The sequence below is a fragment of the Rhodovulum kholense genome (genome assembly GCF_003053725.1).
In the GTDB taxonomy this organism is placed as follows: domain Bacteria; phylum Pseudomonadota; class Alphaproteobacteria; order Rhodobacterales; family Rhodobacteraceae; genus Rhodovulum; species Rhodovulum kholense.
On record NZ_QAYC01000002.1, the window covers coordinates 230,316 to 255,211 of the forward strand.

General features: G+C 67.3%; 24 protein-coding genes. 16 read left to right on the forward strand and 8 right to left on the reverse strand.

All coding sequences use genetic code 11. The annotated features are described in order from the left end of the window. Positions 1-61 precede the first annotated feature (61 nt). Positions 62-1,690 (reverse strand): FAD-dependent oxidoreductase, encoded by a 1,629-nt coding sequence (locus C8N38_RS03810; RefSeq protein WP_108024099.1) that lies wholly within the window; start codon positions 1,688-1,690, stop codon positions 62-64. A gap of 235 nt (positions 1,691-1,925) precedes the next feature. On the opposite strand from C8N38_RS03810, the gene C8N38_RS03815 reads away from it, so the two are divergent. The 3 genes from C8N38_RS03815 to C8N38_RS03825 are packed head-to-tail and all read left to right on the forward strand — an operon-like array spanning position 1,926 to position 5,073. Continuing rightward, on the forward strand, positions 1,926-2,453 hold the full coding sequence (locus C8N38_RS03815) for a TRAP transporter small permease subunit (protein ID WP_108024101.1): 528 nt from the start codon (positions 1,926-1,928) through the stop codon (positions 2,451-2,453). Next, a complete protein-coding gene (locus tag C8N38_RS03820) occupies positions 2,450-3,988 on the forward strand; it encodes a TRAP transporter large permease (protein ID WP_108024103.1) in 1,539 nt (512 codons plus the stop codon). The genes C8N38_RS03815 and C8N38_RS03820 overlap by 4 nt, the downstream gene beginning before the upstream one ends. A 20-nt stretch (positions 3,989-4,008) precedes the next feature. Continuing rightward, the gene (locus C8N38_RS03825; protein WP_108024104.1) at positions 4,009-5,073 is read left to right on the forward strand and encodes a TRAP transporter substrate-binding protein; all 1,065 of its coding nucleotides are present in this window, start codon (positions 4,009-4,011) and stop codon (positions 5,071-5,073) included. Positions 5,074-5,164: 91 nt separating this feature from the next. Here the strand turns inward: C8N38_RS03825 and C8N38_RS03830 are convergent, their stop codons facing one another. Together C8N38_RS03830 and C8N38_RS03835 are read right to left on the reverse strand one after the other, a co-directional pair. Next, positions 5,165-6,064, reverse strand: coding sequence for a UTP--glucose-1-phosphate uridylyltransferase (locus tag C8N38_RS03830; RefSeq protein WP_108024106.1), 900 nt, complete (start codon positions 6,062-6,064; stop codon positions 5,165-5,167). Between the two features lie 178 nt (positions 6,065-6,242). Continuing rightward, a complete protein-coding gene (locus C8N38_RS03835) occupies positions 6,243-7,094 on the reverse strand; it encodes a glycosyl hydrolase (protein ID WP_108024108.1) in 852 nt (283 codons plus the stop codon). Between the two features lie 475 nt (positions 7,095-7,569). Between C8N38_RS03835 and C8N38_RS03840 the strand changes: the two genes are divergently transcribed. The 7 genes from C8N38_RS03840 to C8N38_RS03870 all read left to right on the forward strand — a co-directional run bounded on the left by C8N38_RS03840 (position 7,570) and on the right by C8N38_RS03870 (position 13,710). Beyond that, on the forward strand, positions 7,570-8,163 hold the full coding sequence (locus C8N38_RS03840; protein WP_245895512.1) for a paraquat-inducible protein A: 594 nt from the start codon (positions 7,570-7,572) through the stop codon (positions 8,161-8,163). Continuing rightward, positions 8,142-8,786 carry a paraquat-inducible protein A gene (locus C8N38_RS03845; protein WP_245895500.1) on the forward strand — a complete coding sequence of 215 codons (645 nt, stop codon included), beginning with the start codon at positions 8,142-8,144 and terminating at the stop codon, positions 8,784-8,786. The genes C8N38_RS03840 and C8N38_RS03845 overlap by 22 nt, the downstream gene beginning before the upstream one ends. Then, positions 8,783-10,867 (forward strand): MlaD family protein, encoded by a 2,085-nt coding sequence (locus C8N38_RS03850; protein ID WP_108024114.1) that lies wholly within the window; start codon positions 8,783-8,785, stop codon positions 10,865-10,867. The genes C8N38_RS03845 and C8N38_RS03850 overlap by 4 nt, the downstream gene beginning before the upstream one ends. Before the next feature lies 1 nt (position 10,868). Further along, complete coding sequence (locus C8N38_RS03855) at positions 10,869-11,441, forward strand: PqiC family protein (protein WP_108024116.1); 573 nt, start codon at positions 10,869-10,871, stop codon at positions 11,439-11,441. A gap of 80 nt (positions 11,442-11,521) precedes the next feature. Then, positions 11,522-12,898 carry an aminotransferase gene (locus tag C8N38_RS03860; RefSeq protein WP_108024118.1) on the forward strand — a complete coding sequence of 459 codons (1,377 nt, stop codon included), beginning with the start codon at positions 11,522-11,524 and terminating at the stop codon, positions 12,896-12,898. After that, positions 12,895-13,377, forward strand: coding sequence for an aminoacyl-tRNA deacylase (locus C8N38_RS03865; protein ID WP_042463024.1), 483 nt, complete (start codon positions 12,895-12,897; stop codon positions 13,375-13,377). The genes C8N38_RS03860 and C8N38_RS03865 overlap by 4 nt, the downstream gene beginning before the upstream one ends. 90 nt (positions 13,378-13,467) lie before the next feature. Next, a complete protein-coding gene (locus tag C8N38_RS03870) occupies positions 13,468-13,710 on the forward strand; it encodes an FmdB family zinc ribbon protein (RefSeq protein WP_108024120.1) in 243 nt (80 codons plus the stop codon). 27 nt (positions 13,711-13,737) lie between these two features. Here the strand turns inward: C8N38_RS03870 and C8N38_RS03875 are convergent, their stop codons facing one another. From C8N38_RS03875 to C8N38_RS03895, 5 genes are all read right to left on the reverse strand, one after another. Further along, positions 13,738-13,962: a hypothetical protein gene (locus tag C8N38_RS03875; protein ID WP_042463027.1), complete on the reverse strand. Its 225-nt coding sequence runs from the start codon at positions 13,960-13,962 to the stop codon at positions 13,738-13,740. A gap of 80 nt (positions 13,963-14,042) precedes the next feature. Then, positions 14,043-14,366, reverse strand: coding sequence for a phosphoribosyl-ATP diphosphatase (locus C8N38_RS03880; protein WP_075788310.1), 324 nt, complete (start codon positions 14,364-14,366; stop codon positions 14,043-14,045). Next, a complete protein-coding gene (gene hisF, locus C8N38_RS03885; RefSeq protein ID WP_108024122.1) occupies positions 14,363-15,124 on the reverse strand; it encodes an imidazole glycerol phosphate synthase subunit HisF in 762 nt (253 codons plus the stop codon). Before hisF ends, C8N38_RS03880 begins: the two co-directional genes overlap by 4 nt. Positions 15,125-15,329: 205 nt before the next feature. Next, the gene (locus C8N38_RS03890) at positions 15,330-16,583 is read right to left on the reverse strand and encodes an acetate/propionate family kinase (RefSeq protein WP_108024124.1); all 1,254 of its coding nucleotides are present in this window, start codon (positions 16,581-16,583) and stop codon (positions 15,330-15,332) included. Positions 16,584-16,694: 111 nt separating this feature from the next. After that, complete coding sequence (locus C8N38_RS03895; RefSeq protein ID WP_108024125.1) at positions 16,695-17,606, reverse strand: DUF7973 family transport facilitator; 912 nt, start codon at positions 17,604-17,606, stop codon at positions 16,695-16,697. 756 nt (positions 17,607-18,362) lie between these two features. Between C8N38_RS03895 and C8N38_RS03900 the strand changes: the two genes are divergently transcribed. The 6 genes from C8N38_RS03900 (at position 18,363) to C8N38_RS22270 (ending at position 24,759) form a co-directional block, all read left to right on the forward strand. Continuing rightward, on the forward strand, positions 18,363-18,923 hold the full coding sequence (locus tag C8N38_RS03900) for a DJ-1/PfpI family protein (RefSeq protein ID WP_281258205.1): 561 nt from the start codon (positions 18,363-18,365) through the stop codon (positions 18,921-18,923). Positions 18,924-18,982: 59 nt separating this feature from the next. After that, positions 18,983-21,520, forward strand: coding sequence for a glycyl radical protein (locus C8N38_RS03905; protein ID WP_108024129.1), 2,538 nt, complete (start codon positions 18,983-18,985; stop codon positions 21,518-21,520). Positions 21,521-21,652: 132 nt separating this feature from the next. After that, complete coding sequence (locus C8N38_RS03910) at positions 21,653-22,771, forward strand: 1-propanol dehydrogenase PduQ (RefSeq protein WP_108024131.1); 1,119 nt, start codon at positions 21,653-21,655, stop codon at positions 22,769-22,771. Between the two features lie 87 nt (positions 22,772-22,858). After that, a complete protein-coding gene (gene pduA, locus C8N38_RS03915) occupies positions 22,859-23,149 on the forward strand; it encodes a propanediol utilization microcompartment protein PduA (protein WP_075787138.1) in 291 nt (96 codons plus the stop codon). Between the two features lie 29 nt (positions 23,150-23,178). Then, the gene (gene pduB, locus C8N38_RS03920; RefSeq protein ID WP_108024133.1) at positions 23,179-24,000 is read left to right on the forward strand and encodes a propanediol utilization microcompartment protein PduB; all 822 of its coding nucleotides are present in this window, start codon (positions 23,179-23,181) and stop codon (positions 23,998-24,000) included. A gap of 21 nt (positions 24,001-24,021) precedes the next feature. Then, the gene (locus tag C8N38_RS22270) at positions 24,022-24,759 is read left to right on the forward strand and encodes a BMC domain-containing protein (RefSeq protein WP_108024456.1); all 738 of its coding nucleotides are present in this window, start codon (positions 24,022-24,024) and stop codon (positions 24,757-24,759) included. The last annotated feature ends 137 nt before the right edge of the window (positions 24,760-24,896 follow it).

Genomic DNA, 24,896 nt, shown 5'->3' on the forward strand with positions numbered 1-24,896 from the left:
CCGCAGTACCCTTCGGGGGCGGCGCCGTCTTGCCAAGCTGTCTTTTCGGACGGGGAGCGGCCTATCTGCCCAAGTCTTCATCCCCTCCGGGAAGCGTCACGCCGCGTTTCTCCATGTAGGGCCGGAAATACTCGCGGAAAGCCGAAAAGCCCTCGGCCAGCATCAGGAACTCCTCGCGGTTCATCACCAGGACCTTGCAATCCTCCCGGGCGCGCACGGTCGTCTTGCGACGGGTGGCCCCGAGGATCAGCCGCTCGCCGAAATGCCCGCCCGGGCCGATGACGCGGAGCGCCGTCTCGCCGGTCTCCGGATCGGGCCGCTCCATCTCGACCGAACCCGAGATCACCGTATAGAAGCCGTCCGACCGGTCGCCCGCGTTGTAGATCCGGTCGCCCGCGCGGTAATAGACATAGCGCAGCGGCGGTTTTTCGTAGAATTTCAGCTGGACCAGGCTGCGCGCCCCCAGCATGTCGAGCGACCAGTTGATCATCACCCGGATGCGGGTGCCGATCCCGGGCAAGAGCGCCAGATAATAGGACCGCCAGATGAACCAGGCGGGAAAGCCGGTGATGTTGTGGCCGAAGACAGTGGCCACGCCCCGCTTGGCGCCCAGAGAGGCCAGCGCCCCGCGCGAGGCATAGGCGAAGGGCTTCAGCTCGCGCCCCCGGACGGCGGCAGAAATGTTCGCGGCGATCCGCTTGGCCTCGCGCACCGCGAATTGCGCGGTCGGCGGGGCGAAGTCGGTCCGCTCGGAGGCGCCCTCCTTCAGCGGGATCAGCGCGCAATCGCCCAGCGCCCAGACGTTTTCGTGGCCCGCGACCCGCAAGGTCCGGTCGACCGGGATCCGCCCCTTGTCAAGCGGCAGGCCCATCCGCTGCACGACCGGCAGGGGCGCGTTGCCGATGGTGGCGACGATGGTGCGGGTGTCGATCACCTCGCCATCCGAGGTCACAAGCTGGCGGTGGGTCGCGCTCTTGACGCCGGTCCTCAGCTTGATCTCGATGCCGTGGCGTTCCAGATGCTTGACCGCGTAATCGGCCAGCGGCTCGGGCATCTCGTTGAGGATGCGCGGCGCGAACTCGATCAGCTGCACCCGTACCTCTGACGGGTCGATCTTGGGATAGAAGCGCAGCGAGCGGTCGATCATCTCCTTCATCTCGCCGACCGTCTCGACCCCCGAGAACCCGCCGCCGACCACGGTGAAGGTCAGCGCGCCGCGCTTGGTGTCGGGGAGTTCGGTGACCTGCGCATGTTCGAGCTGCTCGATGATATGGCCGCGCAGCCGCCGCGCGTCTTCGAGCGTCTTCATCTTCAGCGCGTGTTCCTCGAGCCCCGGCATGCGCGAGAAATCGGTGCCTTGCCCCAGCGCGATCACCAGATGGTCATAGGGCACCTCGGTCGGACGGCGCTGGATGCCCTGGAAGACGGTCACCACCTTGCGCTCGAAATCGACGCTGTCGACGACGGCCTTGCGCACGAACACCCCATCGAGCACGAAGCGCAGCGGCGAGACCGCATGCGCGGGCGTGATCGAGCCCCCCGCCACCTCGGGCAGAAGCGGTTGGAAGACAAAATAGTTCTGGGCGTTGATGACCTCGATCTCGGCCTTGCGCCCGAACCGGCGGCGCAGCGCGCGGGCCGTGTACATGCCCCCGAAACCGCCCCCAAGAACCACTATCCTGGTCGCCATCGCGCTCTCCTGTGCTGCTCGGTCCTGCCTGGCTTGTGCGGCGATGCAGCATAGCGCATCGACTGTCCGCCGCCAGACGGTATATTGTCCCGGCGTGCAGATCCCGGGGCAGGATCGCGGGCACATGGGGACAGTTCGGGGCCGTTCGGGGGCGGCCCGGGGGCGGCCGGGGGGCAACCTCTTGTCCAGATGTCCAATTGCGGATCGGGCCGGACTGTGGCAATGCCCCTGACCAATGACACGCGCCGGCCCCATATCCGCCTATCTCAAGTTCTGCCACTGGCTCGACAGGGCCGCGCTGGCCTATTGCGTCGCGGCGGCGCTGTTTCTGACCGGGGCGACGCTGGCCATCGTGATCCTGCGCTACGGCTTCGGCACCGGGTCGATCCAGTTTCAGAACGCGGCCGACTATGCCTTTGCCAGCCTTCTGGTCTTCGCCATTCCGGTCACCCTGGCGCGCGGTGGCCATGTCCGGGTCGAGGTCATTTCCGAACGGCTTTCGCCCCGCTACATCCGCATCGCCGACATCCTCGCCGTGCTGGTCTTCCTGATCCCGGTCTTCGGGCTGATGATCCGGGCGTTCTGGCCGGACCTGTCCTATTCCTGGTCGATCCGCGAAGGTGCCGTGGAAACCGGAGGACTTGGCGGCGTCTATATCGTCAAGACCGCTCTGCCGCTGGCTTCGGCGCTGATGATCCTGCAGGGCCTCGCCATGATCCTGAAACCGGCCGACCACCGCAAAGACGTGCAGGAAACCCTATGACCGGTGAAGAGGGCGCCCTGCTGGTCCTGCTGCTGGGGCTGTTCGGCGGCATTCTCAGCGGCATCCCGGCGATGCTGGCCATCGCGGGCGTGCCGCTGATCACCGCGCTGATCGCCTCGGTTTTCGGGCTGTTCGATCTGAGTTTCCTCAACTTCTTCCCGGGCCGCGTCTGGGGAGTGATGTCGAACCGGCTGCTGATGGCGGTGCCGCTGTTCGTGCTGATGGGGGTGCTGCTGGAACGCGCCCAGCTGGCCGAGCGGATGCTGGGCGTGCTGGGCAAACTGACCCGGGGCTCGCCGCGCGGCATGGGGCTGAGCGTGCTGGCCTTCTCGACGCTGATCGCGGCCTCGACGGGCATCATCGGCGCGACGGTGGTGATGCTGGTGCTGATCTCGCTGCCCGCGATGCGCCAGGCCGGCATCGACAAGCGGCTGGCGGCGGGGCTGATCTGCGCCTCCGGCACGCTCGGGCAGGTGATCCCCCCCTCGATCATCCTGGTGCTGCTGGGCGACCAGATCGGCAATGTCTATCTCGAGGCGCAGCAGGCCGCAGGCAATTTCGCGCCCGATCCGGTGTCGGTCGGCGATCTCTTCGCAGGCGCGCTGATCCCCGGGCTGATGCTGGTCGCGATCTATGCCGTCTATGTCGCCCTGCGGCTTGGCCCAGCGCCCGAGCCGCGCGCTCCGCGCGAACCGGTCGCTGCCTCCGAGATCCTGTTCACCTTCCTGCCGCCGATCCTGCTGATCCTGGCGGTTCTGGGCTCGATCCTCGCGGGCGTCGCCACCACAACCGAGGCCGCGGGGCTTGGCGCCGTCGGCGCACTGCTGATGGCCGCACAAGCCGCCAAGGGCAGCCGCGTCGGGCGCTGGCTGATCGCCTCGGCGGGGTTGGCCGCGCTGGTGCTGGTCGGCATGGGCATGGCCGGGCTCGGCCGCGCCGCGCTGGGCACCCTGCCCGGCCTGCTGGCGCTGGCCGCGGCCGCGCTGATCGCGGCGGGCACGCTGATGGCAGCGCTGCGAACCTGGCGGGCGGGCCTCTTGCAGGGAGCGCTGACCGACACCGTGCGCATCTCGGGCATGGTCTTCGGCATCGTGGTCGCGGCCTCGCTGCTGTCGCTGGTGTTCCGCGGCTTCGGCGGCGATCATCTGGTCGAGGAGCTGATGGCCAGCCTGCCCGGCGGCGGCATGACCGCGATCTTCCTGGTGATGGCGGTGATCTTCCTGCTGGGCTTCATCCTCGAGGCGGTCGAGATCATCTACATCGTGGTCCCGCTGCTGGGCCCGCCGATCCTCGGCTCCGACATCTCTCCGGTCTGGTTCGCGATCCTGATCGCCATGAACCTGCAGACCTCGTTCCTCACCCCGCCCTTCGGCTTCGCGCTGTTCTATTTCCGCTCGGTCGCGCCGCCCGACATCACCACGCTCGACACCTATCGCGGCGTGGTGCCCTTCGTGCTGCTGCAACTGGTGGCGCTGGGCGTTCTGGTCGCGCTGCCCGAGCTTGCGACCTGGCTGCCGCAGGCGATATTCCGGTAAGCGCAACGCAAGAGGACATCATGCACCGCAGAACCTTCCTGAAGACCGGCGCCGGGGTCGCGGCGGCAGGCACGCTGGCCAGCCCGGCGCTTGCCTCCGGCAAGATCCACTGGAAACTGCCCACCGCCTTTCCCAAGATGGCACCGGGTGTCGGCACCAACGTCACCAATTTCGCCGAGCGCGTCGCCGCGATGTCGGACGGACGGCTGAGCTTTACCGTCTATGGCGCGGGCGAACTGGTTCCGGCCTTCGGCGTCGAGGATGCGGTTCAGGCGGGGAATGCCCCGGTCGGCCATGGCCCCACCTATTACGCCGCGGGCAAGAACCCCGCGCTGCACTGGTTCACCGGCGTGCCCTTCGGCATGACCTCGACCGAGCAGATGGCCTGGCTGCGCTGGGGCGGCGGGCAGGAGGTCTGGGACGAGATCTATGCCCAGCGCAACCTCAAGCCGATCTATTCGGGCAACTCGAACACCCAGTCGGCCGGCTGGTTCAAGAAACCCATCGACAGCGTCGAGGACCTGAAGGGTCTGAACATGCGCGTCGCGGGCCTGGCGGGCGAGGTCTACCGCAAGCTCGGCGTGAACGCCGTGCTGATGCCCCCGCCCGAGATCTTCCAGGCGCTGCAATCGGGCGCCATCGACGCTGCGGAATGGGTGGCCCCCTATCTCGATCAGGCGTTCGGGCTGCAGAAGATCGCCGATATCTGCTACCTGCCCGCCTTCACCGAACCAGGCGCCGGGCTGTCGGTGGTGTTCAACAAGGATGCCTGGGCCGAACTGCCCCCCGACCTGCAGGCGATCTGCGAAAGCGCGGCGCTGACCGCAGCCTACGAGGTGCAGGCGCAGTTCGACCATTTCAACGCCAAGTCGATGGCCGAACTGAAAGCCCAGGGCGTCGAGTTCCGCAGCTTCTCCGACGACGTGGTCGCGGCCCAGCGCGCCGCCTGGACCGAAGTGCAGGACGAACTGACCGCCGCCAATCCCGATGTGGCCAAGGTGCGCGAAACCTATGACATCGCGCTGGCCGAGGCGCGCAACTATTCCCGCGCGATGGCGCTGCCGCTGCTGGCCGGCCGGGTCTGAGCCGCAACACCGCGCCATCGGCGCATGGGAAAACGAAAAAGGGGCCGCCTGTCCGGGCGGCCCCTTTTTTCTCGATCCGATGGCTCGGGGGTTATTCGGCCGCGATCGGCAGCGCCGCCTCGGCCCGCCACTCGGCCAGCACCTCGGCATAGTCCGGATCGCGGCTGGCCACCGCAAGCGTCGCCTCCAGCATCCCCGCCTTCGACCCGCAATCGTAGCGACGCCCCGAAAAGGCAAAGCCCGCCAGCCCCAGACGTTCGGTGTCGCGGGCAATGGCATCGGTCAGCTGGATCTCGTCATGGGCGCCGGGGCCTTGGCTTGCCAGTGTTTCAAAGATCGCCGGATCGAGGATATAGCGCCCGACCACCGCCTTCAGCGAGGGCGCCTCCTCGGCGGCGGGCTTCTCGACCATGCCGCGGGCGCGGGTGATCGCCCCCTCCTGCCCCACCGGGTCGAGCACGCCATAGCGCGACACGGTTTCCGGCGTCACATCCATAGCCGCCACCATATGCCCTGCGCCGGTACGCCCGTAGGCCTCGACCATCTGGGCCAGGCAGCCCGGCTTGGACAGGATCAGATCGTCGGGCAGCAGAACCGCGACCGGTCCGGGCAGCACCAGATCGCGCGCGCATAGCACCGCATGGCCCAAGCCGCGCTGTTCGTGCTGCATGGTGAATTCGACCTCATGTTCTTCCTCGTCCAGCGCCGCCGCCTCCAGCGCCTCGGCGATCCGCGCCTTGCCGCGCGCCCGCAGCGTCTCGATCAGGTCGGCATCGGCCCGCACGTGACGCTCGATCGCCGTTTTCGAGGGATGGCTGACGAACACCATGCGTTCCACCCCGGCCTCGCGCGCCTCGTCGATGGCAAACTGGATCAGCGGGGTGTCGATCACCGGCAACAATTCCTTGGGCGTCGCCTTGGTGGCGGGAAGAAAGCGGGTTCCAAGCCCGGCCACGGGAAAAATGGCTGTCCGCACGGGCGATGGGATCATATCTGGCTCCTGAAAATGACGAATGCACTTGCAGCATAACCGCATCAGGAGCGGAAAGTTTCATCCAATGTCGAAATTTCGGTCATCCCCGGTGACACCCTCCCCGCGCGACTGCTCCAAAGACCCCGGCGGCGGGTTCTGAAGACCCGCCCTTGTCGCGCTTGCAGAAGGAAAAGGGTCAGTCGGCCGAGGCGATCTCGCGGCCGCCAAGCTCGGACAGCACGCGCCGGAAGGTTTCGCCCATGGGCGTCGGCTGCATCCAATCGTCGACAAGATTGATCTTCGGAACCGTGCCCTGCCAGGGATAGGGATTGGCGGCAAACCAGGCGTGCCGTTCGACGAAGGGCAGACCGTCCATCATCTTCGCCGCCCGTTCGAAGAAGGCCGCACTTTGCCCGTAGCTGACGGCGCCGGGCCGGTCCCAGTCGACAAGGGCGTATTCGGTGACCCAGATCGGACGGCGGTATTCGCGGTGGACCGCCTGCAGCCAGCGCCGGAAGGCCGCGACATCGCCGTCGGTGGAATAGTAATGCACCGCCATGAAGTCGATGCGATAGCCGCGCCGCTCGGCCTCGGTCATGAACCGGCGCTGCCACGAGCCCGGCCCGAGCGTTTCGGCCTGGGTGGTCGCCGGGCTGCCAATCCGCAGGCCGCGCCCCTTGGCCTCGACGCGCGGCCAGAGCGCCAGCGCGCGCTCGACCGACAGCCCGCCCTGATGCGGCCCCTTGCCGTCGGGTTCGTTGAATGCCATCAGCGCCCGCACCGGGCGGTCCGACGTGATCGGCTTGGCGAGATCGCTTTCGGAATGGATCATCGGCACGAATTCGACGGTGCGCGAGATGCGCCCGTCGGTCCAAAGCTGGTCGGTCCGCCAGGTGTAGTACCAGCCCAGCGCGGGCTGATCCTCGACCCAGTGGATCGTGGTGTAGCGGCTGTTCTCCCAGGCGCCGACCCCGGCCTTCTGGGCCAGGGCGGTCTGCGCCAGAGACAACAGAAATACCCACAGGAAAAACAAGGTTTTCCCGACCATTGGCGCTCCCCTCGCAGGACGCTGTCTGTGCGATATCCTCAGTCTAGGGCCGGCCGTGGATCAGAATGTGGCCGGGTTCGTGATTTATTAAGGAATTGGTCGGGCCATTGGTTCCCGAGGCAGGAACGATCCACAGTGCCTCGCCCGGATTGTTTGCCAGACGCCTCGAAACGACCCGCAAAAGGCGCCCTGAAGCGCTGTCAGGTCCGACCCACCTGCCACAATTCGGCCCCTCGCCGAAACCGCGACGGAGGTCCGCCGGACAGTACGCACGGGACAAGACGCTGGAATAGGCGCGGCACAGGACTATGCTCTGACATCGATTCAAAGGCCGCGACGTGACTGCATGAGCGATACACCCTCAGACCCGAGGGCCTCAGCCCCCGGCGCGGGGTCAGGCCTCGCTTCCACGCGTGTCGAGGGCCGAGCCGAGGCCTGTGTCGCGGGCAGTGTCCCGGACGCCGACCTTGCCTCGCTGATTGCCTGCCCCCAGTGCGACGCGGTCTACCGGGCCGTACAGCCCGCCCCCCGCGCGCGGGCGGTCTGTGCGCGCTGTCACACGGTGCTGATCGCCCCGCACCGACAGGCCGGACAACGGTTGATCGCGGTGGCGCTGGCGGTGGTGGTGCTGATCGGGGCCGCGACGCTGACGCCCTTTCTCAGGGTCGAGGCGGGCGGCATGAGCAACGCGACCTCGGTTCTGGGCGCGGCCCTGGCCTTCAGCGCCCGGCCGATGCTGATGGCGCTGACGCTGGCGGTGGCCGCGCTGATCGTCTTCGTGCCGGTGCTGCGGGCATTGCTGATCCTGTACGTGCTGACGCCCATCGTGCTTGACCGGCCCCCCGCGCGCCATGCCCGCGCCGCCTTCCGGCTGTCCGAGGCGTTGCGCCCCTGGTCGATGGCCGAGGTCTTCGCCATCGGCTGCGCGGTTGCGCTGGTCAAGATCTCGGACCTGGCCCAGGTCGAATTCGGCCCGGCCTTCTGGATGTTCTCGGCCCTTGTCATCCTGATCGTGGTGCAGGACACCTTCATGTGCAGGTATTCGGTATGGACGTCTCTGGAGAAGTGAAAAGCGCGCGCGACATGGGCCTTGTGGCCTGCACCCGCTGCACCCGGGTCTGGCCTGCGGGCACCCGAAGCTGCGCGCGCTGCGGCCAGTGGCTGCACCCGCGCGAACCGCTGTCGCTGCAGCGGGTCTGGGCCTGGTGGAGCCTCGGGCTGATCGCCTATGTGCCGGCGAACCTCTACCCGATGCTGGAAACCCGGACCCTCGTCAGCACCCAGGACAACACCATCGTCGGCGGCGCGGTCGAGATCGCCGGCCACGGCAGCTGGGGCATCGCCGCGGTGATCCTGACGGCCTCGGTGCTGATCCCGATCGGCAAGTTCCTCGCGGTGGCGGGGCTCGCGCTCAGCGTCGCGCATGGCAGCCACGTCAGCCGCACCCGGCGCCAGCAGCTTTACGAGGTGGTGGAATATATCGGCCGCTGGTCGATGATCGACGTGTTCGTCGTCGCCATTCTCTCGGCGCTGGTGCAGCTCGGCGCCGTGGTCTCGATCAGTCCCGGCCCCGCCAGCCTGTTCTTCGCGGTCTCGGTGATCGCCACCATGCTGTCGGCGCAAAGCTTCGACAGTCGCCTGCTTTGGGACGGCCCCGATCCGTCCCCCGCCCCCCGGAGCCGCCTGGCATGACCGATCTTCCTCCCGAAACCCCGGTCGAACCGGCCGGCCGCAGCCTGCTGGACCGCATTTCCATCGTCTGGGTGATCCCGGCGGCGGCCTTGGCCATCGCGCTGGGCGTGGCCTGGCACAGCTATGCCGAACGCGGGCCGCTGCTGGAGCTGACCTTCGAAACCGCCTCGGGCATCAAGGCGGGCGAGACCGAGCTGCATTACCGCGACGTGACCGTGGGTGTCGTCGAGAAGGTCGGCTTTACCGACAGTCTCGGCGAGGTGCTGGTCTCGGTCCGGCTCGACAAGGCTGTTGCGCCCTATGTCGATGACAGTGCCGATTTCTGGGTGGTCCAGCCCGAGGTCAGCGCGCGCGGCGTGACCGGGCTGTCGACCGTGCTGTCGGGGGTCTTCATTCAAGGCATCTGGGACGACCGGCCCGACGGCTTTGTCGAACGCCACCAGGGCAAGAACGCGGCCCCCCTGAACCGCGAGGGCCGCCCGGGCCTCAGGCTGCGGCTGCGCGCCGCCAGCGATGCCGGGCTGACCGAAGAGGCGCCGATCCTCTATCGCGGCATCGAGGTCGGCCGGATCGGCAAGGCCGAGGTCAGCCAGGACGGCTCGACCGTCGAGGCCGATGCCATCGTCTTCGCCCCGCATGACCGGCTGATCTCGACCTCGACCCGGTTCTGGGACAGTTCGGGCTTTTCCTTCTCGCTCGGGCCCGGCGGCGCGCGGGTCGATTTCTCGTCCGTCGCCGCGCTGGTCTCGGGCGGCGTCACCTTCCAGAGCGTGGTGTCGGGCGGGCGCGAGGTCGAGCCCGAGACCCGGTTCGAGGTCTATCCTGACGAATCCAGCGCCCGGGCCAGCGTCTTTGCCGCCGACGAGGGCACCGCGCTGACCCTGACCGCCTATTTCGAGGAGAATGTCGAAGGGCTTTCGGTCGATGCACCGGTGACGCTGGGCGGGCTCAGGATCGGCCGCGTCACGTCGCTGAACGGCATCGTCGATGCCGCGCGCTTCGGTGACGACCGGGTGCGGCTGTCGGCGACGCTGGCGATCCAGCCCTCGCGACTGGGCATCGCCCAAAGCGCCACGCCCGAGGACGCGCTCGACTATCTCGCGGGCCGGGTGCGCGAGGGGCTGCGGGCACGGCTGGTGACCGCCTCGATCCTGACCGGCGGGCTCAAGGTGGAACTGGTCGAGACCGCCGAAAACGCACCGGCCGAGATCGACCGCGACGCCGATCCGAACCCGGTGATCCCGACTACCGCGAGCGACATTTCCGACGTCTCCGCCACCGCCGAGGGGCTTTACAACCGCATCAACGACCTGCCCATCGAGGACCTGATGCAAAGCGCCATCGACGCGCTGAACAGCGTCAGCACCCTGGCCGGCAGCGACGAGATCCGCGCCGTGCCGGGCGAGGTCAAGGCGCTGGTCGGCGAGGCGCGCGGCATCGTCGGCTCGGACGAGATGCAGGCCCTGCCCGGCCGCATCGACGGGGCCGTCGCCGCCATCGAGACGCTGACCCGTCAGCTGGCCGAGGCCGATGCCGCGACCCGCCTGACCGGCGCGCTCGACGCGGCCGCCGGGGCGGCGCAAAGCATCGACACCGCCGCCGCCGGGCTGCCCGATCTGGTGGCGCGGCTGAACGCGGTGGCCGATCAGGCCGCGACCCTGCCGCTGAATGAGCTGGCCGACCGGATCTCGGCGCTGCTCGACAGCACCGACCGGCTGATCGACACCGATCAGGCGCGCGATCTGCCGGCCGATCTTTCCGCCGCCCTGCGCGAACTGGCCGCGATGCTGGCCGAGCTGCGCGAGGGCGGCATCGTCGGCAATGCCAATGCCACGCTCGCCTCGGCGCGGTCGGCCGCCGACGACATCTCGACAGCCGCGCGCGATCTGCCCGACCTGCTGGACCGCGCCCAGCGCATTCTGGGTCAGGCCTCGGCCACCATCGAGGGCTATGACGCCTCGCGCGGGATGGGCCGCGAGATCGACGCCGCACTCCGCGAGATCCAGCGCGCCGCCCAGGCCGTGACGACGCTGTCGCGGGCGCTGGAACGCAACCCCAACTCGATCCTGTTCGGACGCTGACATGAAACCGCACCTGCTTCTTGCCGCCCTCGTTCCCTCCGCCCTGGCGCTGGCCGCCTGCAGCGGCAGCCCCGACCGCTATACCGTGCCGGACACGGCCGTCGCCGGGCCGCACCTGCCCGTCGCCTGGCGCAGCGTTGCGATCCGCGAGGTGTCATTGCCGACCTATGCCGCGTCCGAGGAAATCTACAGCCGCAGCGCCAGCGGCGCGCTGACCTCGTCCTCGGACGTGCTTTGGGCCGACGACCCGACCCGCGCCATCACCCAGGATCTGGCGCGCCTGCTGGCGCAGATGACCGGCGCCCAGGTCGCGGCAGAGCCCTGGCCCTTCTTCGACCGTGCCCAGGCCACGCTCGAGATCCGCGTGGCCGACATGCTGGCCGAGCCCGACGGGACCTTCCGCCTGACCGGCCAGTTCTTCGTGGCCCCCGATGCCGGCGGGCGGAACCGGGCCGCACCCTTCGCGATCGCCGTTCCGATCGCCGCCCCCGCCGGTCCCGCCGAAATCGCGGCGGCGCGCGGCGCGGCGCTGCGCGAGCTTGCGACCCAGATCGCCCGGACCGGGCTGCGCTGAGCCGCCCCGCGCCAAAGCCCGATTGCACCCGGACCGGCGCGGCGCTAGCCTCTGCCCGCCACCGCCCCAAGGAGCCCAAGATGCCCGATACCGCCCCGAACAGCTGGGAAGCCCGCGCCGAATCGTCCAGTTTCTACGGCTTTACCGATCTGCCCTCGATCAAGGCGCGCGGCACGGTGGTGCTGACCCATGGCGAAGGGCCTTATGTGATCGACACCGAAGGCCGGCGCTATCTCGACAGCAATTCGGGGCTCTGGAACATGGTCGCGGGCTTCGATCATGCCGGGCTCGCCGCCGCCGCCAAGGCGCAATACGACCGCTTCCCGGGCTATCACGCCTTCTTCGGGCGGATGTCCGACCAGACCGTGATGCTGAGCGAGAAACTGATCGAGGTCTCGCCCTATGATCGCGGCCGGGTCTTCTACACCAACTCCGGGTCCGAGGCGAACGATACGCTGGTCAAGATGCTGTGGTTCCTGGCCCGCGCCGAGGACCAGCCCCAGCGCCGCAAGATCCTGACCCGCAAGAACGCCTATCACGGCGTGACGGCGGTCTCGGCCTCGATGACCGGCAAGCCCTATAATGAACTGTTCGGCCTGCCGCTGCCCGATTTCATCCACCTGACCTGCCCGCATTACTGGCGCGAGGGCCAGCCCGGCGAGACCGAGGCCCAGTTCACCGCCCGCATGGCGGCCGAACTGGAAGAGGTCATCGCGCGCGAGGGCGCCGAGACCATCGCCGGGTTCTTCGCCGAGCCCGTCATGGGCGCGGGCGGCGTGATCCCACCCTCGGCGGGCTATTTCCAGGCGATCCAGCCGATCCTGAAGAAACACGGCATCCCGCTGATCTCGGACGAGGTGATCTGCGGCTTCGGGCGCACCGGCGCCGTCTGGGGCTGCGAGACCTACGACTTCGTGCCCGACGCCATCATCTCGTCGAAGGCGCTGACGGCGGGCTATTTCCCGATGGGCGCCGTGATCCTCGGCCCCGAGCTGGCGGACCGGCTGCACGCGGCCTCCGAGGCGGTCGAGGAATTTCCGCACGGCTTTACTGCCTCGGGCCACCCGGTCGGCTGCGCCATCGCGCTGAAGGCCATCGACGTCATCCTGAACGAGGGTCTGCTGGACAATGTCCGCCGCCTGACGCCGCGGTTCGAAGAGGGCATGACGCGGCTGGCCGAGAACCCCAATATTGGCGAGTTTCGCGGCAAGGGGCTGATGGGCGCGCTCGAAGCCGTCGCCGACAAGCCGACCAGGACGCCCTTCCCCTCCAACCTCTCGGTCAGCGAGCGGATCGCCAATACCTGCACCGATCACGGGCTGATCTGCCGGCCGCTGGGCCAGTCCATCGTGCTGTGCCCGCCCTTCATCCTGACCGAGCCGCAGATGGACGAGATGTTCGAAAAGCTCGAGGCCGCGCTGACCGAGGTCTTTGCCGGGTTGAAGGCGGGGGCGTGAGCACCGCCACCCCCGCGACGCAGGCGCTGAAACGCGCGGGCGTCGCGTTCCGACCCATCGAATACGACTATGTCGCCGGGCAGGACCGGATCGGGCTGCACGCGGCCGAAGCCATCGGCGCCGAGCCGGGCCGTGTGCTCAAGACCCTGATGGTCGAGATCGACGGCAAGCCCGCCTGCGCGGTGATCCCGTCGGACCGCACGCTGTCGATGAAGAAGGTGGCCGCGGCCTTCGGCGCCAAATCGGCCCAGATGATGCCGCCCGACAAGGCCGAACGGCTGACCGGCTTTCATACCGGCGGCATCAGCCCCTTCGGCCAGAAGCGCCGCGCGCCGCTGGCCTTCGAGGCAGGCGCGCTGAATGTGCCCGAAATCGTGCTGAACGGCGGCCGCCGCGGGCTGATGGTGGCGCTGGCCCCGGCCGATGCGCTGGCTGTCGCCGGGGCGCAGGCGGCCGATCTCTGCGCCGAGCGGGGCTGAAGGGGGGCGCGGCACCGCTGCGGATTGACCCGGACCGCGAAGCCGTCAGGATGGAGGGGCCCCGAAACGCGCGCGCAAGAGGACTCGAGAATGCCGATCTACAATTACCGCTGCACCGCCTGCGAGGCCGAATTCGAGCTTCTGCGCAGCCTCAGCGACGACAGCGCCCCCGCCTGCCCCGATTGCGGCAGCCCCGAGGTCAAACGCCTGCTGTCGCGCGTGGCCGCTTCGGGCGAAAGCGCAAAGCTCCTGAAGGGGGCTAGAAGCCTCGCCAAGAAGGAAGGCCATTTCAGCAATTATTCGAAAAGCGAGCGCAAGAAGAGCGGCGTCTGACCGCCCGCCCGGGCTCCCGCCTTCTGCTCAGTCCTTTTCCCGGCGCCGCTTCTCGCGGAACTCGATCCCGAAGATCGCGCTCTGCGCCGCCAGAAAGCCGAAGAAGACCGCCGCCGCGATCGAGCTCACGGTATGGACCGGGCCCGCCGTGAGATAGCCCCAGTCGGTCATGAGAAGGGTGACCAGCGTCACCGCGATGCCCACGCCCCAGGCGATCCGCCCTGTCGAAGGCTGTTTGCTGTCCTTGTCCATGCGCCGGAAAGTGGCACCGCGCGCGGGTACAGGCAAGCGCGGCTTGGGGTCGCGCCCATGCGCCCGCCCCCGGGCAAAGCTCAGCGCGATGCCTTCTCGGCGATCCCGCTGACGCCCTCGCGCCGCGCCAGCTCGGCCGCGACATCGGCCAGGCTCACGTCGCGGGCCGCCAGCATCACCAGCAGGTGATAGACCACATCCGCCGCCTCGGCGGTCAGCCGGGCACGGTCGCCCCGGACCGCCTCGATGATCGCCTCGACCGCCTCCTCGCCGAATTTCTCGGCGCATTTCTCGGGCCCCTTCGAGAACAATTTGGCGGTCCAGGACGTGTCGGGATCGGCGCCCTTGCGCGCCTCGACGGTGGTGGCAAGGCGCGCCAGCGCCTCGAGCTCGGATCCGGTCATGTCAGCCTCACGGGGATGCCGGCGGCGGCCATATGGGCCTTGGCCTCGCCGATGGTGAATTCGCCGAAATGGAAGATCGAGGCGGCCAGAACCGCGCTTGCCCCGCCTTCGGTGACCCCTTCGACCAGATGATCAAGCGTGCCGACTCCGCCCGAAGCGATGACCGGCACATCCACCGCATCGGAAATCGCGCGGGTCAGCGGCAGGTTGAAGCCCGCCCGCGTCCCGTCCCGGTCCATGCTGGTCAGCAGGATCTCGCCCGCGCCCTTGGCGACCACGGTCCTTGCGAAGTCGACCGCGTCGATGCCGGTGGGCTTGCGCCCGCCATGGGTGAAGATCTCCCACTTGCCGGGGCTCACGGTCTTGGCGTCGATGGCGACCACGATGCACTGGCTGCCGAACTGGTCTGCCGCCTGATGCACCACGTCGGGGTCGGCCACCGCCGCCGAATTGAAGCTAACCTTGTCGGCCCCCGCCAGCAGCAGCGCCCGCACATCATCGACCGTCCGCACCCCGCCGCCGACGGTCAGCGGCATGAAACACTGCTCGGCCGTCCGGCGCACGACATCGAACATGGTGCCGCGATTCTCGTGGGTGGCATGGATGTCGAGGAAACAAAGCTCGTCCGCCCCGGCCGCGTCATAGGCCTTGGCGGCCTCGACCGGATCGCCCGCATCGACGAGATTGACGAAATTGACCCCCTTGACCACGCGCCCCTCGGCCACGTCGAGACAGGGGATGATACGGATCTTCAGCATGGCGGCTCCTTTCGCGCTCTCTTAGCGCGGGCGGGCGCCCGAGGAAAGACGCCCGAGAACAGCCAGCGGAAGGCCCCGAGCCGCGCCCCCGAAGGGGCACCGATGCCGGGGCCTTCGGACTGGAGTCGCCGACGACGTGCCGGGCCCGCGGAAGACGATGCTCCCGCTGCTCCCCGACACGCCGCCGGACGACGGCAGGGACGGCCTAGAGCGGCCGCGCCTGTTCGTAGCCGCGCGCAGAGACGCCGCGCGGCGTTGTCAGCAGGTGATCGGGGGTCAGACGCAGGGTGTCCATCGCGATCATCCGCTCTTCGTCGGTGGGCACGACAAGGGTCGCGACCGACGCATCGGCAGCGCTGATGTTCGGATAGCCGTCGCGCGCCACCTCGTTCGTGGCCTCGTCGATCCGGACGCCCAGGAAGCCCAGCCCCGAACAGATCCGGGTCCGGATCTCGGCGCTGTTCTCGCCGATGCCTGCTGTGAAGACCAGCGCGTCGAGCCCGTTCATCGCGGCCGCATAGGCGCCGATGGTCTTCTTGATCTGATAGACGAAGATCTCGACCGCCAGCCTGCACCGCTCGTCGCCGTCAGCCGCCCGCGTGGTCACCTCGCGCATGTCGTTGCTGACGCCCGAGACGCCCAGAAGCCCGCTCTTGTGATAGCAAAGCGTCTCGACGTCCTTCAGGCTCATCCCCAGCTGATTGACCAGATGGAAGATGATCGACGGATCGAAATCGCCCGACCGGGTGCCCATGGGAACGCCCCCGAAGGTGCCGAACCCGATCGAGGTATCGACCGACCTGCCGCCATCGACCGCGGTCAGCGTCACGCCGTTGCCCAGATGGCAGATCACCATCTTCATGTCCTCGATGGGCCAGTTCAGCAGATCGGCCGTGGCCTGGCTGACATATCGGCAGGACGTGCCGTGAAAGCCGTATTTCCGGATGCCGCTCTTGGCATAAAGCGCGTAGGGCAGCGCATAGACATGCGCCTCGGGCGGCACGGTCTGATGGAACGCGGTATCGAACACCACGATGTTCGGGACGCCCGGGAACAGACGCATCGCGGCCTCGATACCCGCGATGTTGCAGGGATTGTGCAGCGGCGCAAAGCCGACGCAGGCCCGCAGCTGGGCCATGACCGCGTCATCGACCACGACCGAGTCGACGAAAACGTCGCCGCCATGGACCGCGCGATGGCCGATGGCCGTGATGGCCGCCGGGCAGTCGATCACGCCATAGTCGGCATGCATCAGGCTGGCCAGCATCAGTTCAAGCGCGGTCTTGTGATCGGGCACCGGAAGCTCGACCTTCTCGCCGCGGCCTCCGGCCTTGTGATCCGAATAGGAGCCGTCTTCGCCGATCCGGGCGATCAGACCCTTCGCCACGACTTCGGACAGATCGGTCGTGTAAAGCTGATACTTCAGGCTGGAACTGCCGCAGTTGATGGTCAGGATCATGGTGTCGTCCTTTCTTTGAAACAGCAAGGACGGGCGGCGCGACGGGGGGGAGGGTGGGAGGAGGGTGTCGCGCCGCCCGTTCGGGGTGCAGGGTGTCGGTCTGCCCCCGGATCACACCGGCAGTGGGAGGAGAGCCCAGAAGCCGATGGAAGTCAGTACGTTGAAGACCAGCGTCATGGCCGCGATAGTGCAGGCCGGCGGGTCGATATGGGTGTCGCCGCGGTCGAGGAAGACCCGGGCGAAGAATTCGCCCACGAAGGCGCAGACCAAGCCTGCGATGCCGGCCCAGAGGATGCTGCCCGAGGCCACGCCGACGATGGCGGCCGGCAGGGCGATGTGGTGGGTCACCGGGGTCAGAACGCCGACCGTCAGGAACAGCAGGCTCGCGGCGGCGATGCCGAAGGCCAGCAGCGCGCCAGCGGTGCCGTAGGTCACGCCCAGCCAGCCGCCCAGCAGTCCGACGCCGATGCCGATCACGGCGATCTGGCCAAAGCTGCTCTGGAACACCAGCCATTTGGTGGCATCGGTCGGGTGGAAGAACCGCTCGCCCTCGGGCGTTTTCCCGCACAGGCCGCAGGTGCCCCAGAGAAAGCGCACGATGAAGGCCGAGATCACGACGCTCATGCCGGGATAATCGGTCCAGGGCAGGCCCGGACCCACATCGGGCACCATCGCGACGCCCCAGCAGATCACGTAGCCGACGATCCCGAAGATACCGCCGACCAGCAGCACGTCGGGGCTGTTCAACCCCATGCCCGCCGTCACGATGTTGCGGCCGCTGTCAAGCTTGCCCTTCGAGGCCGCATAGGCCGCGGCGGCGACGCCCGAGGCGAACCCGCCCACATGCGGGCCGAAGACGCCGAACGGGATCCCGAAGAAGTCGGTGGCCGCGGGTGCGACCGCCAGCTGGATCGCGACGCCCGCGATCGTCAGGATGCCCACGAAGGCGAAGGCCGGCAATGCGCCGATCGCCGCCCCGAAGATGCCGCCTCCGAAGGCGACCAGTAAACCGAGTGCAGTCATTTATTCCTCCTTGCAACGCAATCGACATTCCTCACGCGAAATCCTCGAAGGAGATTTACGCGTTCGCCTCGATTCCGCTTCCAAGTTCGCATGTCGATTTTTTCGGTTTCCACTTGCTTCGCACCCGCGCCCGTTTTTCGAAACGCAGGTTGCCGACTCCGGAAAAGCCAAAAGCCCTCCGGTTGGTTCAAACTGCATCCCCCGATATGTTGATATCGAAAGCGAGTCCCGAATTCGGGTGCGTCGTCGAAAATAATGTTGATCGAATTGACTCGGCCGGTCAACGCGGGGAACTTGGCCTCCGGTGGTAATTTCTTGCCGGAGCCGGAGGAGGCCCGAAATTCGCCCTCCGGGGTCCCCGGAATCGGCCTGCCGCAGCAGCATCGCGCCGATTTTATTTTTCAATTACGTAATCTTATGAAGAACGCGCGAGTCCCCCGGCACCTCCCGAAGGCCCTGTCCGACACGCCCCTGCCCGGTTCCGACCGAGGTTACCTTGTCCTCCCGATGACAAGAATTTACCGGTCCGCGTAATTTCTTGTCCTCCCGGCCGATTGCACGCCGCGGCCGGCCGGCGCCAAACCCCTTGTTTTCAAGAGCGATGCGTCCGATTTGCTGCCGCCGTCAAAGGATTACCCGTCATTGTCAAACCCTTCGCGTTGCTGACGGCCCCTGCAAAACCCTATTCTCTCTTCAACGACGCGGCCAATCGCGAAGGAAATGGAAATGCCCGGCTCCTCGAAAAAGAAAATCCTCATGATCGTCGGCGACTATTCCGAAGATTATGAAGTGATGGTTCCCTTTCAGGCGCTTGGAATGGTCGGTTTCCAGGTCGACGCGGCCTGCCCGGGAAAACGCGCGGGCGACACCATAAGGACCGCGATCCACGATTTCGAGGGCGACCAGACCTATAGCGAAAAACCCGGTCACCTGTTTCATCTGAACGCCGCCTTCGGGCTGATCGAGGCGGACGCCTATGACGGCCTCTACCTCGCCGGAGGCCGGGCCTGCGAATACCTGCGGCTCGACGAGGACGTGCTGGCGCTGACCCGCACCGTCATGGAGGCGGACAGGCCGGTCGCGGCGATCTGCCATGGCCCGCAAATTCTGGCCGCCGCCGGCGTTCTCGCCGGTCGCCGCCTGACGGCCTACCCGGCCGTCGCCCCCGAGATCCGCGCCGTCGGCGGCACCTATGTCGCCGTCGCGCCGGAAAACACCGTGATCGACGGAAACCTCGCGACGTCTCCGGCTTGGCCCGGACATCCGGGACTGCTGCGCGCCTTCGCGCGCCAGGTGGCCCCCGACCTCGCGATCTGAAGCAATCGGCGCCGGCGGGCCGCGAGGGCTCGGCGGGGCATCACAGCCTGGAGGAAATCATGATTGAGAAGGGCTTTACGAAACCGACGGACCGCGTGATGCGGCTCAAGTCCCAGATCATCCACGCCCGGCCCTATGTCGAGTCCGAGCGTGCGGTTCTGGCGACCGAAGCCTACAAGGCAACCGAAGGGCTGCCTGCGATCCTGCGGCGCGCCAAGGTGGCCGAGAAGATCTTCAACGAGCTTCCCGTGACCATCCGCGACGACGAGCTGATCGTCGGCGCGATCACCAAGAACCCGCGCTCGACCGAAATCTGCCCCGAATTCTCGTTCGACTGGGTGGAAGCCGAGTTCGACACCATGGCGACCCGCGTCGCCGACCCCTTCGAGATCCCGAAGGAAACCGCCGCCGAGCTGCATGAGGCCTTCAAGTACTGGCCGGGCAAGACGACCCAGGCGCTTGCCGCGTCCTACATGTCGAAAAAGGCCCATGATTGCATGGCCAACGGCGTGTTCACCGTCGGCAACTACTACTTCGGCGGCGTCGGCCATGTCTGCGTGGACTACGGCAAGATCCTCAAGATCGGTTTCCGCGGTGTCATCGAACAGGCGATCAAGCTGCTTGAATGCCTCGACGAGAAAGACCCGGGCTTCATCAAGAAGAAACAGTTCTACAACGCGGTCGTGATCTCCTACAACGCCGCGATCAACTTCGCCCACCGCTATGCGGCGAAGGCGGAAGAGCTGGCCAGGCAGGAATCGAACCCGAGCCGCAAGGCCGAGCTGGAACAGATCGCCAAGAACTGCCGCCGCGTGCCTGAAAACCCGGCCACGACGTTCTGGGAAGCCTGCCAGACCATGTGGTTCGTCCAGTGCATGCTGCAGATCGAATCCTCGGGCCACTCGATCTCGCCGGGCCGGTTCGACCAGTACATGGACCCCTACCTGCAAGCCGACAAATCCATCAGCCGCGAATTCGCGCAGGAACTGGTCGACTGCATCTGGATCAAGCTCAACGACGTCAACAAGACCCGCGACGAGGTGTCGGCCCAGGCCTTTGCCGGTTACGCGGTGTTCCAGAACCTCTGCGTCGGCGGCCAGACCGAAGACGGTCTCGATGCGACCAATGACATGTCCTACATGTGCATGGAAGCGGTCGCCCATGTGAAACTGCCCGCGCCGTCCTTCTCGATCCGCGTCTGGCAGGGCACGCCCGACGAGTTCCTGTTCCGGGCCGCCGAGGTCGTGCGCCTCGGGCTGGGAGTGCCCGCGGTCTACAACGACGAGGTGATCATCCCCGCGCTGCAGAACCGCGGTGTCTCGCTGGCCGATGCCCGCGACTACGGCATCGTCGGCTGCGTCGAACCGCAGGCGATCCACCGCACCGAAGGCTGGCACGACGCGGCGTTCTTCAACGTGGCCAAGGTTCTGGAAATCACCATGAACAACGGCCGCGTGGGCGACACGCAGCTGGGGCCGAAGACCGGCGAGATGACCGACTGGAAATCGCTTGACGACTTCTATGCGGCGTTCCAGGCGCAGATGACTTTCTTCGTCAAGTACCTGGCCGAAGCCGACAACTGCGTCGACCTCGCCCATGCCGAACGGGCGCCCCTGCCCTTCCTGTCGGCCATGGTCGACGACTGCATGGGTCGCGGCAAGTCGGTCCAGGAAGGCGGCGCGATCTACAACTTCACCGGTCCGCAGGCCTTCGGCGTCGCCGATACCGGCGACTCGGTCTACGCCATGAAGAAATTCGTCTTCGACGAAAAGAAAGTGTCGATGGCGGATCTGAAGGACGCACTGGACGCCAACTTCGGGGTCGCGCTGGGCGAGAGCGCCCAGACGTCGGGCGGCGGCACGCCGAGCGAAGAGGAAGTCTACGCCGCGGTGCGCAAGGTGCTCTCCACCAACAGCTCGGTCGATGTGGCCACGCTGAAGGACGAGGTCTACCGCACGCTGGCCGCCAAGGACACGCCGCAGTCGGGTTCGTCCAAATATGACGGCATCCGCCGCCTGATGGACTCGGCCGAGTGCTTCGGGAACGATGACGACGAGGTCGACCTGATCGCCCGGAAATGCGCCCGGATCTACTGCCTCGAGGTTGAAAAGTACACCAACCCGCGCGGTGGCCAGTTCCAGGCCGGGATCTACCCGGTGTCCGCGAACGTGCTCTTCGGCAAGGACGTGGGCGCGCTGCCCGACGGCCGTCTCGCCAAGAAACCGCTCTCGGACGGCGTGTCGCCCCGGCAAGGCAAGGATGCGAAGGGCCCGACGGCCGCGGCGAACTCGGTGGCCAAGCTCGACCACTTCATCGCCTCGAACGGCACCCTCTACAACCAGAAGTTCCTGCCTGCGGCGCTGGCCGGTGACCAGGGTCTGCAGAACTTCGCCTCGCTGGTGCGGTCGTACTTCGATCACAAGGGCATGCACGTGCAGTTCAACGTGATCGACCGCCAGACCCTTCTGGACGCGCAGAAAAACCCGGATGCCCACAAGGACCTCGTGGTCCGCGTGGCCGGCTACAGCGCCCAGTTCGTCGTCCTCGCGAAAGAGGTGCAGGACGACATCATCAGCCGGACGGAACAGACGTTCTGATCCAGCGATTGGCCGGTCCCCGCATCGCAGCACGCGGGGGCCGACCGGGGAGAGGCGCGGGCGGCGGCCCCTGACATCCAGCCGCCCGTGTCCGCCCCACCCGACCGACCCGCGAAGAAACAGGTGACCCGAATGACCCGCTATCAAAGCTTCCATCCCAGGACCGAGATCGTCTTCGGCCCCGGACTGCTGGACCGCCTGCATGCCTATCGCGGTCAGAAAGTCGGTATCGTGACCGACGCCTTCATGGCCCAGTCGGGCGCGCTCGACCGGGTGAAAGCCTCGCTGAAGGGCTGCGACGTGCTGGTCTTCGACGAAGCGATCCCCGAGCCGCCGCTCGACACCGTCTCCAGGGGCGCCCGCCTGCTGGCCGATTTCGGCCCGGACGTGATCCTGGCACTGGGTGGCGGCTCGCCGATCGACGCCGGCAAGGCGATCCTTGCCATCGTCCGCCAGATGTCCGAAGGCCGCTATATCCCGTTCGTCGCGATCCCGACGACCAGCGGCACCGGGTCCGAAGTGACCTCGTTCGCGGTGATCTCGGACCCCGCCAACGGCCGCAAGTTTCCCCTGATCTCGGAAGAGCTCGTCCCCGACGTGGCGCTTCTGGACCCCGAATTCGTGCGCACCGCGCCGCCGAAGGTGACCGCCGATACCGGCATGGACGTCATCACCCACGCCATCGAGGCCGTGGTCGCGACCGGTGCCAACCACTTCACCGACGCCTTCGCCGAAAAGGCGCTGGCGCTGGCCTTCGCCTCCCTGCCCCGCTGTTTCGCCAATGGCGACGACATCGAGGCGCGGGACGCGATGCACCAGGCGTCCTGCCTGGCCGGGCTGGCGTTCAGCGCGGCGGGGCTCGGCATCAACCACAGCCTCGCCCATGCCCTCGGCGGGCGGCTCCATGTCGTGCACGGCCGCGTCAACGCGGTGCTGATGCCGCTGGTGATCGCCTGGAACGCCGAAGAGCCCGAGGCCGCCGAACGCTACGCCCGGATCGCCCGTCTGATCGGGCTCGACGTGCCCAGTACGCGCGCCGGGGTCGGCACCCTGATCCACGCAATCCAGGGCCTCAATGCCAGGTTCGGCATCCCGTCATCCCTCCGGGGTCTCGGGACGGACATGGAGGAATTCAGCCATGCCCGATCCCAGATCGCGGCGGCAGCGCTGGCCGATGCCTGCACGACCAGCAACCCACGCAAACCGTCCCAGGCAGACCTGGACGCCCTGCTGATGCAGGTCGGCGGTTAGGAGACGAGGGAGGATGCAGCAGAGCAAGAAGCGCGAAGACCCTAAGGCAAACTTCATCAACGAAACATCGTGAGCAAGGAGAGAGCGATGCAACAGGAAGCACTGGGAATGGTCGAAACCAAAGGTCTGGTCGGCGCCATCGAGGCCGCTGACGCCATGGTCAAATCGGCCAACGTGACGATGATCGGCTACGAGAAAATCGGGTCGGGCCTCGTCACCGTGATGGTGCGTGGCGATGTCGGCGCGGTCAAGGCCGCCACCGATGCGGGCGCCGTGGCGGCCGGCAAGGTCGGCACCGTGGCCTCTGTCCACGTGATCCCGCGGCCGCATACCGAGGTGGAACGCATTCTGCCCCATCCCGCCCCGGCCGCCGAATAACCCCTGATTAAGGACAAGGAGGATCGGTCATGAAAGACGATCTTGTCGAACAACTGATGGGGGAAGTGATCCGGAAAATGGGGGGGAGCGACAGCTCCTCCTCCTCCGAACCCCAACCCCAGGCCAAGGCGGCTCCCGCCAAAGCCCCCAAGGCGTGCCAGCTGACCGAATTCGTCGGCACCGCGATCGGCAACACGATCGGCATGGTCATCGCCAACGTCGATCCGGCGCTGCATGACGCGATGAAGATCGACAAGAAGTACCGCTCGATCGGCATCGTCGGCGCGCGGACCGGGGCCGGTCCCCACATCTTCGCGGCCGATGAGGCGGTGAAGGCGACCAACAGCGAAGTGCTGGTGATCGAACTGCCGCGGGATACCGAAGGCGGCGCTGGCCACGGGTCGTTGATCATCTTCGGCGCCGCGGACGTTTCCGACGCCCGCCGTGCGGTCGAAGTCATGCTGAGCGAACTGGACCGGACCTTCGGGGACGTCTACGGCAACGCCGCGGGCCACCTGGAATTCCAGTACACCGCCCGGGCCAGCTTTGCGCTGAACAAGGCTTTTGGCGCCCCGATCGGCCAGGCCTTCGGCATCACCGTCGGCGCCCCTGCGGCGATCGGCGTGCTGATGGCCGATACCGCGGCCAAGGCGGCGACGGTCGATACCGTCGGCTACGCGTCGCCGGGCAACGGCGGCACCAGCTACTCGAACGAGGTGATCTACATGTTCAGCGGCGACTCCGGCGCGGTGCGCCAGTCGATCCACGCTGCGCGCGACGTCGGCAAGCAGCTTCTGGGCACGCTTGATCCGACCACCGAGCTCAAGTCGACCACCACTCCGTACATCTGAGCTTGAAAGAGGATGACCGTCATGACCGAGCAAAGCCTTGGATTGATCGAAACCATCGGCCTGGCCGCTGCCGTTGAAGCCGCCGACGCTGCGGTGAAATCGGCCAACGTCCAGCTGGTGGGCTACGAGCTGACCAACGGCGACGGCATGACGGTCGTCAAGCTTCGCGGAGAAGTGGGCGCCATCAAGGCCGCGGTCGCGGCCGGCGCCGTGGCGGCCGAACGCGTGAACCGCGTCGTGTCGACCCAGGTTATCGCGCGCCCGGCGCGGGATGTGTCCTTGCTGGTGGACAGTCCCGCGACCGTGGGCGTGGTCCCGGCGGAACCGGTTCCTGAACCGGCCGCCGGAACGGCCGCGGCGTCCGAGCCTGCGGCCGAGGCCGAGGCGGAGCTCTCCAGCGCGGCTGAAGCCGCGTCGGAGGTCTCTGCCCCGGTCGAGGCCGTCTCACATACGGACGAGGACGCCGAAGCCTCGTCGGACGCCGCTGGGACACCGGCGTCCGACGAAACCCCCGCCCCGGCTGAACCGGCGGACCCGGAAAGAGCTGCGGCAGCCACGCACCAAGCCGAACCCGAACCCAGCGACGAGACACAAGACACAGAAACACCCTCCGAGGCGGCGGCGGCTCCCGCGCCTTCGGAGGCTGCCGCCGGACCCTCCGGTGAGACGGCGGCGACCGGAGCCGGGGCGTCTGGCGCAGGACGGCGAAATCGCCGGCGCCCCGGCCCGGCCGGAAAGCCGGGCGGTAAAGGGCGCTGAAACGAACCGCCCCGGCCGAACCGGCGGGGCAAGCACGGGAAACGGCCGGAGCCCGGGCACGACATGTGCCCGGAACCGGGATCCCACCGGCGCCGGAACGGCGCGGCGGGGCGGGCCGAGAAGAACAGGACAAGGCG